The following is a 15,066-nucleotide window of genomic DNA, read 5'->3' as shown; positions in this document are numbered from 1 at the left end:
GCTTCCCAGCAGACTCACAGGCTCGTCGCGGTAACCCTCGAGGTCGCTGGCGCAGGATTGTTTCGTCGGCGAACGGAAGCGGCTCATCCACCCCTTCCGTCCCGACCCGGTGGTTCACTGCCCTGAACCACCTCCCCGCCGACCGGCGGCGCCGGACCCTCGCCGCCGCCGCCGGTCCGCAACTCTCCTCGACCCCGAATGGCACATCGGGATTCGGCACCGCCGTCGACATAGGGCAGGGTTAGGGGGCTAGGAGGTCGAGGAGGTGCACAACCTCCTGCTGGACGGCGGTGCGGGCGGGGGTTAGGTATTTGCGGGGGTCGGAGAGGTTGGGGGTGAGGGTGGTGCGGATGGCTTCGGTGGCCAGGACGTTCAGGCGGGTGGCTATGTTGATTTTGGTCATTCCGTGTTCGACGGCGGCGCGGAGGCCTTCGTCGGGGACGCCGGAGGAGCCGTGGAGGACGAGGGGGACGGGGACTTTCGCGGCCAGGCGGGAGATGAGGTCGTTGTCCAGATCGGCGGTGCGAGTGTGCATGGCGTGGGAGGAGCCGACGGCTACGGCCAGGGCGTCTACTCCGGTGCTGGCGACGAATTCGACGGCTTCGTCGGGGTCGGTGCGGACGCCGGAAGCGTGGGCGCCGTCTTTGCCGCCGACCTCGCCGAGTTCGGCCTCGACGAAGACGTCGCGGGCGTGGCAACAGCGGGTGACCTCGGCGGTGGCGGCCACGTTGGCGGTGTAGTCGAGGGTGGAGCCGTCGTACATGACCGAGCGGATGCCGAGATCGACGGCCGCTTCGATGAGCTCGAACGAGGTGGCGTGGTCGAGGTGCACGGCGATGTCGGCGGTGCTGTCTGTCGCGATGCGCAGGCAGGCGAGCGCGATGGGCGCCAGGCTGCCGTGGTAGTGGACCGTGTTCTCCGAAAGCTGGAGCACCACTGGACGTTTCGTGGACTCGGCCGCCGCGGTGATAGCTTCGGCATGCTCCAGTGTGATTACGTTGAAAGCGCCGAGGCCGCCAGGACGCGCGGCGGCGATCAGATCGGGAACCGACGTGAGGGTCACGTGGCCTCCGAAGTGCTCGGTTCGGGGAGTTCTTCGACGCGCACGGTGGGGGCTATGCGGGTGCGCAGGCAGCGGTCGATTTCGCCGGCTACGGGGATGACCACCGCGGCGGCAGAGGTGGCTACGGCGTCGACGAGGATGGCGGGCCAGTCCGGTTCGGCTTCTTCGGAGAGTGCCGCTATTACTGCTGCGGTTGCGGAATCGCCTGCGCCGGTGGGGTTTCCGGCGAGGGGCTCGGGGAGGGTCGCGGACCAGGCGCCGTCGGCGGTGATCGCGATCATGCCCTCCGCGCCGCGGGTGGCGATGATGGCGCGGATCCCGCGTTCGAAGAGCGGGCGGGCGGCGGTCACGACCTCGTCCGGGGTGATCGGGACTCGGCCGGTGAGGCGTTCGAGCTCTTCGGTATTGGGCATCAGGATGACGCCGGGGACCTGGGCGGCCAAACGTAGTGGCTCGCCGTCGACATCGCAGATGGTCGCAACGCCCGCGGCGATGGCGGTGCGCGCGAGCTCAGCGGGCAGCGCGGGATTGATGCCGCCCGGCAGGGACCCGGAGATCACCAGGCCGTTGATGTCGGGCAGCAGGCCCGCGACTCGGACGGCTAGTTGGTCGGCGGCGTGCGGATTCGATACGCGCGCACCGGGCTCCCATAACGCGGTGGCGGTGCCGTCCTCGGATTCGCTGATCACCACCGTGCGCCGGACCCAGGGCAGCGCGTGCACGAAATCGACCGGCATTTCCAGTTCGGCCGCCGCCGCAAACGCATGATCGGAGAAACCTGTTGCGCGGGCGTACTTTCCGAGCTGATTCAGCACCCGCGTCACATTGATGCCTTTGCCGCCGATGCGCTGTTCGACCGAGCGGACCCGGTGCGCTTGGCCGCGCTCGAAACGCTCGACGCGATAGGTCATGTCGTAAGCGGGGTTCATTGTCACGGTGAGGATCACGTCAACCACTGTCCACGTCTGAGTACTCGGCGCAACAGTACGTTGTCATCGACTATCAGTAGGTCGGCAAACTGGTCGGTACGTAGGTCGCCCACATCGGGCAGTCCGGCCGCGGCGGCCGGAATCGAAGTGGCGGCAATCACGGCATCGCGCAGCGGAACGCCGCAATCCCGGACCGCCCAGGCCAGGCAGTGCCGGAGATCGGCGATGCCGCCCGCGATGGATCCACTGGCAATCCGGGCCACCCCGTCGGCCACCCGGACAGCCTGCGGACCCAGTTGATATTCGCCATCGGGCATGCCGACGGCCTGCATGGCATCGGTGATCAGCGCGATGCGTCCTGGTGCGGATGCGAAAACCAGTGCACCGAAACCGGAATCGATATGCACACCGTCACCGATGAGCTCGATCACCGCGTGCCCGGTCGCTGCCGCGACAAGTGCGGCGGCAACCGGGCCGGGCGCCCGATGGTGCATCGGCGGCATGCCGTTCGCGAGGTGGGTGACCAGACTGCCGAACCCATTGGGCCGCAACGCCTGCCGGAACCGGGCGAAGTCGGTATCGCTGTGGCCCAGCGACACCACCACGCCACTGTCGGAAAGACGCTGCGCCACCTTGTCATAACCCGGCAGCTCGGGAGCCAACGTCATCACCCGCAGATGCCCGTTCGCGGCGGCCAGCAGCTGATCGGTGAGATCGAGATCGGGATCGCGCAGGAAGCGTGGATCCTGAGCCCCGCAACGCGCGGCCGCCAGAAACGGGCCCTCGGCATGGATTCCGCCGATGACCCCGGCCTCCGCCACCTCGCGAAGCGCACCGACCTGCGCCACCATATCCGCCGCGGCCCCGGTGACAACGCTCGCCAGCACCGTCGTCGACCCGCGCGAATGATGAAACTCCGCCGCCGCCCGCGCCTCGTCGGCATCGACCGTATCGAACCGATGCCCGAACCCGCCGTGATTATGAATATCGACAAGCCCGGGAAACACCGTGCCCGAAAACGCCGGAGCAGCCGAATCGGGATGCACCGCATGCCATTCCGCGAACGACCGCACCGCCGCGATCCGCTCCCCACGAACCGAGACCACCCCGTCGTCGAGCACTCGCGCCGCCGAAACGATCCGTCCACGAACCTCGAGATCGGCCGCTGCTCGCATGGATGCCTGCCTGCTCATCCGAGCACTCCTTGGCGGGCGAAGCGGGCGGCGCCGACCAGTCCGGCGCGGGCGCCGAATTCGCCGACTACAACCGGGGGTGGGGGAACTAGGCGGGTTCGTTCGGCGAGGGTTCGGTAGAGGGGGTCGGTGAGGGCGGCGCCGGCGCCGGCGAGGCCGCCGCCGAGGACGATCAGTTCGGGGCAGGTGGCGTGGATGATGCCGAGTAGGCCGTCGGCCAGGGCGCTGATGGCGTCGTCGACTACCGCCTTGGCGTCTGGATCGGCATCTAGTAGCGCGAAAACGTCGGCGGCGCTGTCTATTTCGTGTCCGGTGCGGCGGCGGTAGGCGCGGGCGATGGAGGCGCCGGAGGCCACGGTTTCGACGCAGCCGATATTGCCGCACGGGCAGCGCAGGCCGTCGGCATGGCGGACCGGGATGTGGCCGTATTCGCCGGTCTGGCCGAATCGGCTACGCACGAGCTTGCCGCCGACCGACAGGGTGCCGCTGATGCCGGTACCGAGTATGACGACGCACACGTCGTCGTGGTCGCGCCCGGCCCCGAATCGCCATTCGGCCCAACCAGCCACTGCGACATCGTGTTCGATCAGCACCGGTATGCCCCAGCGGGCGGTGAACCGATCGCCGATGTGCACGTCACGCCATCCGACATTGCTACTGAATATCGCAATCGACCGCACGGGGTCGACGATCCCGGGCAGCACCACCGCGGCCCGAGCCACCCGGCCGCGCTGTTCATCCGTCAGCTCGGCCAGCAACTGATCACCCAGCACCCCCATGGTCTCGAACGCCGCCTCGCCCTGCGGTGTCTCGAGGACGGCCGCCGCCAGCACCGCGCCGGTCGAGCCGGTGATCTCGCCCTTCATCGTGGTCCCGCCGACATCTACGCCGAGCACCAGTGCGTCCGCGGGCAGAGTCGAGATGTCCGGCTGTAGCACCGCATCGGAGCGGACTGCATCGGTCGCATGGCTCGCTGTATCGGTATGTTCGGCTTCGGGATTCGCGGTGTCTGTCATACCGGCGGCCCGGCTAGCTCCGGGTGCACTGGAGGATGCTCCTGCGTGCGACCCCGGAGCTGTCCAGGCCTCGGGTCCGGCAGTTCCCGAGGTGGATTGTGTCGGGTCCGTGGACCTGGTCGGCGCGGCCGCCTGTGATCCAGACCGACTCGTTGCGGCGTCTGGTCGTGCGATTGCCACCTCGGACTGCGCCGTTCCCATATCTGGCAGCGTAGTGATCCGCGCCGGTGTCGGCGCTGTGAGCAGCGCAGATCTGTCGGTTGGCGAGGGGGTCACGCCCGGTTCACTGGTCCAGGACAACCGAGCGGTTGAGGTTGCGGGGATGGTCGGGGTCGAGACCTTGGTCGGCGGCGCGCAGGATGCAGAGTTGGTGGACTCGCATCAGGTCGGCCATCGGGTCGATATCGCGGTGCTCGAAGTGAGCGCCGGTGACGGCCACGTCGGCTTCGAAGTTGGGGACCAGCGGACCGAAGGCCCAGACCGCGCGGCCGGGGGTGGAGATGCTGATGGGGCCGTGGCGGTATTCGGTCTGCGGGTATGCCTCGGTCCAGGACTGGCAGGACTCGCGTAGCTTGAGGCCCGCCTCTTCGGCGATTGCGGCGGCGAAGCCCATGCCGACGAAGCTGATCTGTTCGGCGTGGCGCACCGACGCCAGTGACGCGGCAGGGTCCTCGGCGAGCACGGCCCGCGCCTGGGCGATCGCCGGATTCAGGTCTTCGCCGAGATGCCAGCGCAGGATGGCCAGCGTGGTGGTGGCGAAGCGGGTCTGCACCACCGACAGCTCGTCGACCTCGTCGATGAGGATCGGGTCACCCAGCTCGAGGACCGGGGTGCCCGGGCTGCTGCAGATGACGGTGCGCGGAATGTGTGTTGGGATCTCCCGCATGGCGTTCACCACCTCGGTCGTGGTGCCCGAGCGGCAGATGACGAGATACCGGTCGTATTCGCGACCGGAGCGGACTTCACTGGCGGGCCAGGCGTCGGTGATGCCTTGGCCGGAGCCCTCGCGCAGTGCGGCGATGGCTCGGGACATGAACAGTGAAGTACCGCAGCCGATGACGGCCACGCGTTCGCCCGGTTGGGGCAGCACGGCGCGCTGCTCGGCAGCGATGGTTGCGGCGCGCGCCCAGTCGTCCGGCTGGGTGGCGACCTCGTTGGCCAGATGAGTCACGGGAGTGGGGTGAGCGGAGATCGGCACGACAACAGAATCGCCCTGATGATCGTTCATGTCAAATTTACGGGCGAAACAGTCACATTTGATCACTCTTGGGTTTACATTATGGTCAGTCGATACGTTCGCTCCATCATCGGCGGTCCGCCGTCGCCGGGTGTGCGTATTTGAAAGGTTCTGCTCGTGTTTGAAAGGTTCTGCTCGTGAAAAGACCACTCCACGGCGTGCTCGCAGGGATTGCGATGGCCACCGGCCTCGCGCTCGCAGTCTCGTCCTGTGGGTTCGGCTCGAAGAATTCCGCCGACTCCGACACTACGATCAACTTCCTGGCCCCCGCCTACAGCGACGGCGCCACCGGCACGAAGGCGCTGTGGGACGGCATCATTGCCGACTTCGAGAAGGCGAACCCGGGTACCAAAGTGAATCTCCAGATGGAGTCCTGGAACTCGATCAACGACGTGGTGCGCACGAAGTTGCAGTCGCAGTCCACCACGCCGGACATCCTGAATATCGACGCCTACGCCAGCTTCGCCAGTGACGGCATGCTCTACCCGGCGTCGGAGGTCGTGTCCCCGAATGTGCTGTCGGACATCCAGCCCGGCTTCGCCAAGAACGCGTCGCTGAACGGGCAGCAGTTCGCGCTGCCGCTGTTCGCCTCCACCCGCACCCTGTTCTACAACACCGACCTCTTCGCCAAGGCGGGCGTCGCGACGCCGCCGAAGACGTGGGCGGAGCTGACCGATGCGGCCAAGAAGATCCAGGCGCTCGGCGGCGGAGTCTCCGGGTACGGTCTCCCCCTGGGTAGTGAGGAGGCCCAGGGCGAGACCTCCATCTGGACCTTCGGCGCGGGCGGCAACTGGTCCGACGGCGACAAGATCACCGTCGACACCCCGCAGAACCTCGAGGGTGTCAAGGCCATGCGTGAGCTCATCGATGCCGGTGCCACACAGCCGAACCCGGGTGCCACCGACCGCAAGGACGTCATCAATGCCTTCATCCAGGGCAAGATCGGCATGATCGAGGGCCTGCCGCCCACCATCGGCCAGATCGCGTCCAAGAACGCGTCCCTGCAGTACGCGACCGCGCCCTCGCCGACCAAGACGGGCGACCCGGTCACCCTTGGTGTGGCCGATCACCTGATGGCCTTCAAGAAGGATGGCAAGAAGACCGACACGATCAAGAAGTTCCTCGATTTCTTCTACGGCGCCGACACCTACTCCAACTTCGTGCAGCATGAGGGCTTCATCCCGATCACCAACAGCGCGGCCGCCAAGCTCGCCGGTGACCCGGTGACCAAGGCGTTCGGGCCGACCTTGTCGGTGGCGAAGTTCTACCCGAGCAACAACGCGAAATGGGCTGCGGCGCAGGGCGCCATCCGTCAGCAGATGGGCACCATCGCCCAGGGCGCGGACCCGGCCCAGGTGTTGCAGCGTATCCAGGAAGCCGCGAAATAAGGTGGGGCGCACAGGAACCCGGGTGCGACCAGGGCGGTCTGCCGCGCTAAGGGCGATCCCCTGGCTCGGCCCCTCGCTGGTGTTGATCGCGGCCATCGTCGCCTTCCCGGTCTGCTACATGATGTGGACCAGCACCCGGGACCTGAGCGCCTATGGCCAGGATCGCGGCTCCGCGGGGCTGGCGAACTTCCGCAATCTGTTCGACATCAGCGAACTGGGCTCGGTGTTGCTGCACACCGTGATCTGGGTGATCAGCGTCGTGCTGATCACCGTGGTCCTCTCGGCGGCACTGGCCCAGTTCCTGAACAAGGACTTCCCCGGACGTACCGCGGTGCGGATGGCGATCCTGGTGCCGTGGGCGGCCTCGGTGGTGATGACGACGACGATCTTCTATTACATGCTCGATCCCGACGTCGGCATCGCGAACCGTTTCTTCGTCGATATCGGGCTGCTGGATCGGGGGTATGGCTTCACCAAGCAGCCGACCCCGGCCTTCCTGGTGGCCATCGGGGTCGCGGTATTCGTCTCGATCCCATTCACCACCTACACGATTCTGGCTGGGCTGCAAGGTATTCCGAAGGAGATCGAGGAGGCGGGCCGGGTCGACGGCGCCAGCCAGTGGCAGCGCTACCGGTATCTCACACTGCCGCAACTGCGTCCGGCGATCGCGGTGGCCACCATCATCAACATCATCAATGTGTTCAACTCGCTCCCGATCCTGCAGGTGATCACCGGCAGCATCGCGGGCTTCTCCGCCGACACCACAACCACATTGACGTTCAAGCTGATTCGGCAGAATCAGCAGATCGACACGGCGGCCGCGATGAGCGTGCTGAACTTCGCGCTGATCGTGGTGATCATCGCGATCTACGTGAAGGTCATCAAGCCGACCCAGCAGGTGGACGGATGAGTGATCATGGCGAAGCCTCACTCATCCCGGCCGACCGGGTGCGGGTGTCCCGCATGACACAGCAGGTGGACCGATGACGACACAAGCCGATATCCGCAGAGAGGGCGTCGACATTCCGCCCGACGCAACGACCGCCGAAACGACGGGTGGCCGCGGCAAGCGGCGACGCTGGGAGCTCACCGCCGTGGGCGTGGTGGTGGCCGCGATCTTCCTGATCCCGTTCATCGTCATGGTGCTCGGCTCGCTGAAGAGTCGAGCCGAAATCCTGCGCATCCCGCCGACTTACCTGCCGCAGTCGTGGCATCCGGACAACTACGGCACGATGTGGAACACTCCGGAGACGCCGCTGCCGTTCAATATGGCGAGCACGATCATCATCTCGGTCTCCGCCACCGTGCTGGTGCTCATCGTCGCCATCCCGGCCGCGTATTACACCGCGCGCCACCGCTTTCCGGGCCGGGCCGCGTTCCTCGGGCTGGTGCTCATCACCCAGATGTTGCAGCCGACCGTGCTGGTGACCGGTTTGATCCGGCAGTTCTTCGTGCTCGGCATCAACGACACCTGGCTGGCCATGATCCTGGTGAACGCGGCGTTCAACCTGTCGTTCGCGGTGTGGATTCTGCACAGCTTCTTCGCTGCGGTCCCGGTGGAGATCGAGGAGGCCGCCCAACTGGACGGATTGAGCCGCTGGCAGATTCTGACCAGGGTGAGTCTGCCGCTGGTGTGGCCGGGCATTGTCACGGCGACGATCTTCACCGTGGTCGCCTGCTGGAACGAATTCGCGGCCAGCCTGGTCGTGCTCACCACCCCGGAGAATCAGCCGCTGTCGGTGGCGCTGACGAAGTTCGTCGGCCAGTACGACACCGCGTGGCAGTACGTCTTCTCCATCTCGACGGTGGGCATCATCCCGGTGGTCATCCTGTTCGCGTTCATCGAAAAGCGCCTGGTCGCGGGGCTCACCGCGGGCAGCGTCAAGTAGTCGCCGCACCGCGAATCGCCGCATCCGAGTGCCACTCGGGTGCGGTGATTCGTCGTGTGGGTGCGGGACCGTCGCGATCCGGCGACTATCAGGGTCCGAATTCCGCGTACGGCGCCTCCCGAATGAACGCGCAGGCCACCCTCGATGGCATTCGCGCGGCGGAAAACTCCGCGCCCGCGCAGTTGAGTGGGGCGCCGGCGTGGACCCTGTCATCCCGCTGTCCGCGCCCGCCCGACCGGTAACATCGAAACGTGGCACGCCAGGACTCGACCGGAATGGGGTGAGATGACCGGACCGACGGACCGGCCGCAGCGATGGAACCGGCTGCTGGAGTTGCTCGCCGACGCCGGGCGGCTTTCGGTGGAGGAAGCTGCCGAGCGCCTCGGCGTATCACCGGCGACGGTGCGCCGCGACTTCACTGCGCTCGCCGAGCAACAGCTGGCCACCCGGACGCACGGCGGCGTGGTGGCCACCACGGTCGCCTACGAGCTGCCCGCCCGTTACCGGCAGACCGGCGGCGAGGCCAAGCAGCGGATCGCCGAATACGCTGCGACACTGGTGAATCCGAGTGCGGTGGTCGGGATGAACGGTGGCACCACCACGACCGCGGTGGCGCGGGCGTTGGCCGGGCGCACCGATCTCGCGAATACCGGTGGCGATCAGCTGACGATCGTCACCAACGCGCTCAATATCGCGGGTGAGATGGTGCTGCGGCCGCATCTGCGCACCATTTGTCTCGGTGGGGTGGCGCGCCGGGAATCCTATGAGCTGCACGGGCCTTTGGCCGAGCGCGCGCTGGCGGAACTGCGACTGGATTCGCTGATCCTCGGGGTGAATGCGATCTCGGCCGAGGGCGGCGCCCAATGTCGGCACATCGACGAGGCGGGGGTGACGACCGAAATGGTGCGCCGCTCCGGGTATGTGATGGTGGTGGCCACCGCCGACAAGCTGGAGCGGTCCGCGCTGGCCCGGATCTGCGGCATCGAGCAGGTCGACGTGCTGGTCACCGATTCCGATGCCGAGCCGGCGGCGGTGGCGACGATCCGCGCCTCCGGTGTTCGGGTCGACATCGTGTAGTCCGATTTCTTATAGCGCGGCCCGGCAGCCCATGCGGCTTGCCGGGCTGTTTTGTCGAGGGCAGGTGCACGGTGATGCTTCCCGGGAGACCGGCCTGGTGACCGCCCGCGCACTCGATCGCATCTTCTTCCCCCATGACTTGCCATAGATACTCATGACTACTGAACAACAGTGCGTTGCCCGCGATGCCGATCGGCCATGCCCACACCCGGCGGCGCATGCCGCCGATCGCGGACGCGAGACCGAACCCGTTGCCGATCACCTCGCGCCACAGGATCTGCGAGCCTGCGATATGCAGCTTGGCGTCGAGCAGCGCGTAGATCGGGTTCACGTCCGGGTGTAACCCGGGGGACGCGGTTTCTCATCCACAACCCGGGATTCGGTTCAGCCGGATTCGAAGGAATAACCCGCCGAACCTGCGCCACTTAACGATTGCGCAATCTGGGATGGCGATTCGCAATATCGGTGCAACGACCTGCTCCTAGGGTTTGCTTCATGAGCACGGCAAGCGATACCGGCGAGCGGGAGCCCATCGGGGGCACGGGCATTCACATCAGCGGGTTGACGAAGACCTTCCGCGGCGGCAGGCGCACGGTGCAGGCGTTGGATTCGGTGGATCTGCATACCGAGCAGGGGGCGTTTCTTTCGCTGCTCGGGCCGTCGGGGTGCGGCAAGTCGACGGTGCTGCGCATCCTCGCCGGGCTGGAGACGCCGACGGCGGGCAAGGCGCTGATCAATGGCGAGACGCCCGCCGAGTTGCGCGGTCAGCACGAACTCGGCATCGCCTTCCAGGATTCGGCGCTGCTGCCATGGCGTTCGGTGGAGTCCAATATCAAGCTGCCCTTGCAGGTCGCGGGACTCGAGCCCGAGCCGGCGCAGATCGCCGACCTGGTGCGGCTGGTCGGGCTGGAGGGCTTCGAGAAGGCCAAGCCCGCGCAGCTGTCCGGCGGTATGCGGCAACGAGTTTCGATCGCCAGGGCCCTGGTGGTGAAGCCGACGGTGCTGCTGCTGGACGAGCCGTTCGGCTCGCTGGACGACATGACCAGGCAGCGGCTGAATCTCGAACTGCTGCGGATCTGGACCGAGAAGCCCGCGACCACGCTGATGGTCACGCACGGCATCGCGGAGGCGGTGTTCCTCTCCGATGTGGTCGCGGTGATGAGCCCGCGACCGGGCCGGCTGCTGGAGCTGGTGGAAATCGACCTGCCGCGTCCGCGCACGCCGGAGATGATGCGCACCCCCGAATTCCACAAGCTGCACGACTACCTGTCGGAGCTGCTGTTCGGGAAGTCGGGGAAGGACGGCGTCGCATGAGTGGGCAAGACCGTCCGCGCGCTGGGATGGCCGGGTCGCACAGACCCTGTCCGTCGTACCAGGCGGGAGGCAGGGCATGAAACGCATCGGTGGACTACTCGGCATCGTCGGGTTGATCGCCATCTGGTGGCTGCTCGCGGCGCTGGGTGTCGCGGGTGGCACGATTCCCAGTCCGTGGAAGGTGTTGGACACCATGTACAACGACGGCTGGGCGCTCTACGGGCCCAACTTCCGGGTCACCGCGCTCGGCGCGCTGAAGGGCTTCGTGTGGGGAAATGCGCTGGCCATCGGCCTGGCGATCCTAATCATGTTGATTCCGCCGATCGAACCGCTGGCCACCCAGCTGGCCATCCTGAGTTACTGCACGCCGCTGCTCGCGCTGGGGCCGATCATCCTGGTGGTTTTCGGCGGGCGCACACCGACGGTGTTCCTCGCCGCGATGTACTGCTTCTTCACCACCATGGTCGGGACCGTGACCGGGCTGCGCTCGGCCGACCAGACCAGCCTCGACCTGGTGCGCGCCTACGGCGGCGGGCGCTGGCAACAGCTGTATCGGGTGCGGGCGATCGCGGCGCTGCCGAATACGTTCGCGGCGTTGAAGATTGCCGCGCCATCGGCGGTGCTAGGCGCGATCATCGGCGAGTACCTCGGCGGTGTGGACAGTGGCATCGGCGTCGCGCTGACGGCCGCGCAGACCGCCTACAATGTGCCGCGCACCTGGGGCATGGCGCTGGCGGCGGCCGCACTGGCCGGTCTCGGCTATGCCGTCGTCGCGTTGGCTGCCCGGGTGGTCGCGCCGTGGACGACACAGGAGGCCCGATGAGCGACCACGCCGACGGCAAGGTGACGGACCCGACCAAGGCCTCGGCGGGTGATGCTGCGGTAGTCGCCGACGCGCGGGTGTCGAGGCCGAGCGGTGCCGCGGGCACCGTGGACGTACTGCTGCGGATCGGTCGCTTCCTGTTCCCACTGTTCACCTCGCTGCTGTTGATGCTGGCGATCTGGTACGTCTTCCTGAAGGCATTCCCGCAGGTCGGGCCGCGCGTGGGCAAGACGCCGAGCGATATCTGGAAGTACCTCGTCACCTCGGAAAGTGCGTCGACGGCGCGGCAGGCGATCCTCGACGACCTCCAGATCACATTGCGGGACGCGGCGATCGGGTTCGGTGCGGGGATGGGTGCGGCGCTGGTGGTCGCCGCGCTGTTCGTATCGTTCGCGGCGGTCGAGCAGACCTTCCTGCCGGTGGCCATGCTGCTGCGGTCGGTGCCCCTGGTGGCGCTGACGCCGATCATCGTGCTGGTTTTCGGGCGCGGGCTCGCCGGGGTCACGGTGATTGCCGCGATCGTGGTGTTCTTTCCGGCGCTGGTGATGATCATGGCGGGATTGCGCAACGCACCGCGGGAGGCGATGGACCTGGTGACCGCTTACGGTGGCTCACGCTGGACCGGGCTGCGGATGGTCGCCGTCCCGGCCGCGCTGCCCTCGCTGTTCGCCGCGGCCCGAATCTCGGTGCCCGGCGCGCTGATCGGCGCTTTGCTCGGTGAGTGGCTCGGCAGTGGAACGGGCTTGGGGGCCAGCCTGATTCGGGCCATCCCGACGTTCCAATACAACAAGCTGTGGGCGTCGATCGTCATCGTCACCATCGTGTCGGTGATCCTCTACGCGATTGTCGGCGTGATCGAGAACCTCGTGCTCGCCCGATTCGGCCCCGAGGCGGGTCGCCGCTGACGGACCGGGCCGCCTGCAAACTCGCGCCAATCAATGCTCGGAACCTGAAAGTAAAGAAATCGAAACGGAATCGACCTAGATTCGGCAGATGACACCCGCGCAACGCTATTCGTTCGGGCCGCACCTGGACCGCCGTTCGTTTCTCCGTTACTCCGCGCTGGCCGGCGCCGTCCTCGGCGGCACCGGGCTGCTCGCCGCCTGCGGTTCCGATTCCAGCAGCTCATCGGGCGGCTCGAGCGCCGATGGTTCCAAATACGGCACCGTCGCGATCCAGCTCTCCTGGCTCAAGAACATCGAATTCGCAGGCGAATACTTCGCCGACTCGAAAGGCTATTACAAGGACGCGGGTTTCGGCTCCGTCAACCTGATCGCGGGTGGCGCCGCGAGTACCTCGGTGGAGGCGGGCCTCGATACCGGAAAGGTGTGGCTCGGCACCTCGGCGGTGCAGACCACCGCCCCCGCGATCCTGGAGGGCCTGCCCGCGAAGATCGTCGGCACCACCTACCAGAAGAACCCCTTCGCGATCGTCAGCTCGGCCGCCAAGCCGATCAAGACGCCGGAGGACATGAAGGGCCGCAAGATCGGCGTACAGGACACCAACCAGTTGATCTTCGGCGCGCTGCTGGCCGCCAACGGCATGAAGCCGAGCGATGTCACCATCGTGCCCGCGCAATTCGATCCGACCCCGCTGGCCAACGGCGAGGTCGACGGTTGGGTCAGCTATGTGACCAACGAGCCGATCACCTTGGCCGCCAAGGGATTCGAGAACACACACTTCCTGTTCGCCGATTACAACCTGCCGCTGGTCGCCGAAACGCTGACCGTCAAGCAATCCACCATCGACAAGGAGCGCGACAAGCTCGCGGCATTCCTGATCGCCGAGATCAAGGGCTGGAAGGACGCGGTCGCGAATCCGGCCGAATCGGCCAGGCTGGCGGTCGAGGTGTACGGCAAGGATCAGAAACTCGATCTGGATGAGCAGACCAAGGAGGCGACCGCGCAGAACAGCCTGGTCGTTTCCGCGGACTCGACGGCCAACGGCCTGCTGACCATGACCGATCAGCTGATCGAGCAGAACATCGCCGCGTTACGCAATGCCAAGATCGATATCAAGGCCGACCAACTGTTCGATCTGTCGGTGCTGCGCGAGGTGTATGCGGAGAACCCCGGCTTGAAGTAGCTCGGGTGCTAAAGCCCCACAGTGGCTTTGGTGGAGAGAGACCCGGATTCCTGCTCGGTGTTGCCGCTGCCGGATAAGTGTCGCCCGGACCGTCCGGTCCGGGCGGCAATCAGTTCGGCGGCGATCGAGACCGCCACTTCGGCGGCGGTCCTCGCGCCGATGTCCAGCCCGGCGGGCGAGTGCAGGCGGGCGAGCGTCGCGTCGTCGAAGCCGCCCGCCTGGAGGTCTTCGATGCGCCTGACGTGCGCGGAGCGGGAGCCGATCGCGCCCAGGTAACCTAGCTCGGGTAGTCGCAATGCCACTGTCAGCAGCGGGATCTCGAACTTCGGATCGTGTGAGAGCACGACAATTCCGGTGCTGCTGTCGATTTCGCCCGCCGCCGACAGCGTGTTCAGGTACCGGTGCGGCCAGTCGACGACCACCTCGGCGCCGGGGAACGCATCCGGGGTAGCCACGGTGTCGCGCGAGTCGCAGATGGTGACGCGATAATCGAGCAGCTTCGCCTGCACGGTGAGCGCAGCCGCGACGGCGTTGGCGCCGAAGATGAGCAGCCGCGGCGGCGGCGGGAACGATGCGACGAACAGGTCCGATTCGGGCAGCGCGACCAGTTCGGTCGCGTGCCGCTTGTCGGTAACCAGATGTTGGCCGATCAGGTCCGGGTCTGGGTTCCACACCACGGTGAATACGGTAACCCGCCGATGCGCGGCGATTTCGGCAGCCACGCTGGGGAATTCAGGAAAATCCCGGCGCGAGAACGGCTCGATGAACACATCGATCATGCCGCCGGAGTCCAAGCCCGCCTCGCCGATGGGGACACCGAACCGGTGCAGTCCGCGCCTGCCGGTCCGGGCCGCCTCGACGGCGGCGTCGCAAATGGTCGACTCGATGGAGCCGCCGAGGACCGAGCCGTAGATGGCGCCGTTGGCGTCGACCAGGATCGATGAGCCCACCGGCAGCTCGTTGGAGCCGACGGTACGGACGATGGTGGCCAGCCCTCCGGTGCGTCCGGAATGCCACAGCCGCAAGAGGTCATCGACGATGTCGCGCATCAG

General features: G+C 66.6%; 14 protein-coding genes and 1 pseudogene. 8 read left to right on the top strand and 7 right to left on the bottom strand.

Annotated features, from left to right (window positions below; translation table 11 throughout):
* Positions 1–241 precede the first annotated feature (241 nt).
* From ACV7NQ_RS13860 to ACV7NQ_RS13840, 5 genes are all read right to left on the bottom strand, one after another.
* Positions 242–1,063 carry a class II fructose-bisphosphate aldolase gene (locus ACV7NQ_RS13860; protein ID WP_463360017.1) on the bottom strand — a complete coding sequence of 274 codons (822 nt, stop codon included), beginning with the start codon at positions 1,061–1,063 and terminating at the stop codon, positions 242–244.
* Positions 1,060–2,010 (bottom strand): 1-phosphofructokinase, encoded by a 951-nt coding sequence (locus ACV7NQ_RS13855; RefSeq protein ID WP_463360016.1) that lies wholly within the window; start codon positions 2,008–2,010, stop codon positions 1,060–1,062. Before ACV7NQ_RS13855 ends, ACV7NQ_RS13860 begins: the two co-directional genes overlap by 4 nt.
* Complete coding sequence (locus ACV7NQ_RS13850; protein WP_463360015.1) at positions 2,007–3,185, bottom strand: N-acetylglucosamine-6-phosphate deacetylase; 1,179 nt, start codon at positions 3,183–3,185, stop codon at positions 2,007–2,009. Before ACV7NQ_RS13850 ends, ACV7NQ_RS13855 begins: the two co-directional genes overlap by 4 nt.
* Positions 3,182–4,201 (bottom strand): ROK family protein, encoded by a 1,020-nt coding sequence (locus ACV7NQ_RS13845; RefSeq protein WP_463360014.1) that lies wholly within the window; start codon positions 4,199–4,201, stop codon positions 3,182–3,184. Before ACV7NQ_RS13845 ends, ACV7NQ_RS13850 begins: the two co-directional genes overlap by 4 nt.
* A 283-nt stretch (positions 4,202–4,484) precedes the next feature.
* Positions 4,485–5,429 (bottom strand): SIS domain-containing protein, encoded by a 945-nt coding sequence (locus ACV7NQ_RS13840; protein ID WP_463360013.1) that lies wholly within the window; start codon positions 5,427–5,429, stop codon positions 4,485–4,487.
* Positions 5,430–5,575: 146 nt separating this feature from the next.
* Here ACV7NQ_RS13840 and ACV7NQ_RS13835 point away from each other — a divergent pair, with 146 nt between their 5' ends.
* From ACV7NQ_RS13835 to ACV7NQ_RS13820, 4 genes are all read left to right on the top strand, one after another.
* A complete protein-coding gene (locus ACV7NQ_RS13835) occupies positions 5,576–6,826 on the top strand; it encodes an extracellular solute-binding protein (RefSeq protein WP_463360012.1) in 1,251 nt (416 codons plus the stop codon).
* A gap of 22 nt (positions 6,827–6,848) precedes the next feature.
* A complete protein-coding gene (locus ACV7NQ_RS13830) occupies positions 6,849–7,736 on the top strand; it encodes a carbohydrate ABC transporter permease (RefSeq protein ID WP_463360011.1) in 888 nt (295 codons plus the stop codon).
* Between the two features lie 73 nt (positions 7,737–7,809).
* Complete coding sequence (locus tag ACV7NQ_RS13825; protein ID WP_463360010.1) at positions 7,810–8,715, top strand: carbohydrate ABC transporter permease; 906 nt, start codon at positions 7,810–7,812, stop codon at positions 8,713–8,715.
* Positions 8,716–9,000: 285 nt separating this feature from the next.
* A complete protein-coding gene (locus ACV7NQ_RS13820; RefSeq protein WP_463360009.1) occupies positions 9,001–9,792 on the top strand; it encodes a DeoR/GlpR family DNA-binding transcription regulator in 792 nt (263 codons plus the stop codon).
* A gap of 160 nt (positions 9,793–9,952) precedes the next feature.
* Here ACV7NQ_RS13820 and ACV7NQ_RS13815 read toward each other — a convergent pair.
* Positions 9,953–10,123: pseudogene (locus ACV7NQ_RS13815) on the bottom strand (nicotinamide mononucleotide transporter); the annotation flags it as partial.
* A gap of 164 nt (positions 10,124–10,287) precedes the next feature.
* Here ACV7NQ_RS13815 and ACV7NQ_RS13810 point away from each other — a divergent pair.
* The 4 genes from ACV7NQ_RS13810 to ACV7NQ_RS13795 all read left to right on the top strand — a co-directional run bounded on the left by ACV7NQ_RS13810 (position 10,288) and on the right by ACV7NQ_RS13795 (position 14,014).
* On the top strand, positions 10,288–11,106 hold the full coding sequence (locus ACV7NQ_RS13810; protein WP_463360008.1) for an ABC transporter ATP-binding protein: 819 nt from the start codon (positions 10,288–10,290) through the stop codon (positions 11,104–11,106).
* A gap of 76 nt (positions 11,107–11,182) precedes the next feature.
* Positions 11,183–11,929: an ABC transporter permease gene (locus tag ACV7NQ_RS13805; protein WP_463360007.1), complete on the top strand. Its 747-nt coding sequence runs from the start codon at positions 11,183–11,185 to the stop codon at positions 11,927–11,929.
* Positions 11,930–12,096: 167 nt separating this feature from the next.
* Positions 12,097–12,834 carry an ABC transporter permease gene (locus ACV7NQ_RS13800; RefSeq protein ID WP_463365660.1) on the top strand — a complete coding sequence of 246 codons (738 nt, stop codon included), beginning with the start codon at positions 12,097–12,099 and terminating at the stop codon, positions 12,832–12,834.
* Between the two features lie 88 nt (positions 12,835–12,922).
* The gene (locus ACV7NQ_RS13795; protein WP_463360006.1) at positions 12,923–14,014 is read left to right on the top strand and encodes an ABC transporter substrate-binding protein; all 1,092 of its coding nucleotides are present in this window, start codon (positions 12,923–12,925) and stop codon (positions 14,012–14,014) included.
* 8 nt (positions 14,015–14,022) lie between these two features.
* On the opposite strand, the gene ACV7NQ_RS13790 is transcribed toward ACV7NQ_RS13795, so the two are convergent.
* The gene (locus ACV7NQ_RS13790; protein ID WP_463360005.1) at positions 14,023–15,063 is read right to left on the bottom strand and encodes an XdhC family protein; all 1,041 of its coding nucleotides are present in this window, start codon (positions 15,061–15,063) and stop codon (positions 14,023–14,025) included.
* Positions 15,064–15,066: the final 3 nt, after the last annotated feature.

The organism is Nocardia sp. Tas62D01 (assembly GCF_055232035.1).
Note: the sequence above shows the minus strand (reverse complement) of the source record. Positions and strands in the feature narration are given on the sequence as shown.

Coding starts and splice junctions, on each gene's coding strand:
- ACV7NQ_RS13850 (WP_463360015.1), bottom strand. CDS start 3,185: ATGAGCAGGCAGGCATCCATGCGAGCAGCGGCCGATCTCGAGGTTCGT.
- ACV7NQ_RS13805 (WP_463360007.1), top strand. CDS start 11,183: ATGAAACGCATCGGTGGACTACTCGGCATCGTCGGGTTGATCGCCATC.
- ACV7NQ_RS13820 (WP_463360009.1), top strand. CDS start 9,001: ATGACCGGACCGACGGACCGGCCGCAGCGATGGAACCGGCTGCTGGAG.
- ACV7NQ_RS13800 (WP_463365660.1), top strand. CDS start 12,097: ATGCTGGCGATCTGGTACGTCTTCCTGAAGGCATTCCCGCAGGTCGGG.
- ACV7NQ_RS13845 (WP_463360014.1), bottom strand. CDS start 4,201: ATGACAGACACCGCGAATCCCGAAGCCGAACATACCGATACAGCGAGC.
- ACV7NQ_RS13790 (WP_463360005.1), bottom strand. CDS start 15,063: ATGCGCGACATCGTCGATGACCTCTTGCGGCTGTGGCATTCCGGACGC.
- ACV7NQ_RS13840 (WP_463360013.1), bottom strand. CDS start 5,429: ATGAACGATCATCAGGGCGATTCTGTTGTCGTGCCGATCTCCGCTCAC.
- ACV7NQ_RS13810 (WP_463360008.1), top strand. CDS start 10,288: ATGAGCACGGCAAGCGATACCGGCGAGCGGGAGCCCATCGGGGGCACG.
- ACV7NQ_RS13795 (WP_463360006.1), top strand. CDS start 12,923: ATGACACCCGCGCAACGCTATTCGTTCGGGCCGCACCTGGACCGCCGT.
- ACV7NQ_RS13825 (WP_463360010.1), top strand. CDS start 7,810: ATGACGACACAAGCCGATATCCGCAGAGAGGGCGTCGACATTCCGCCC.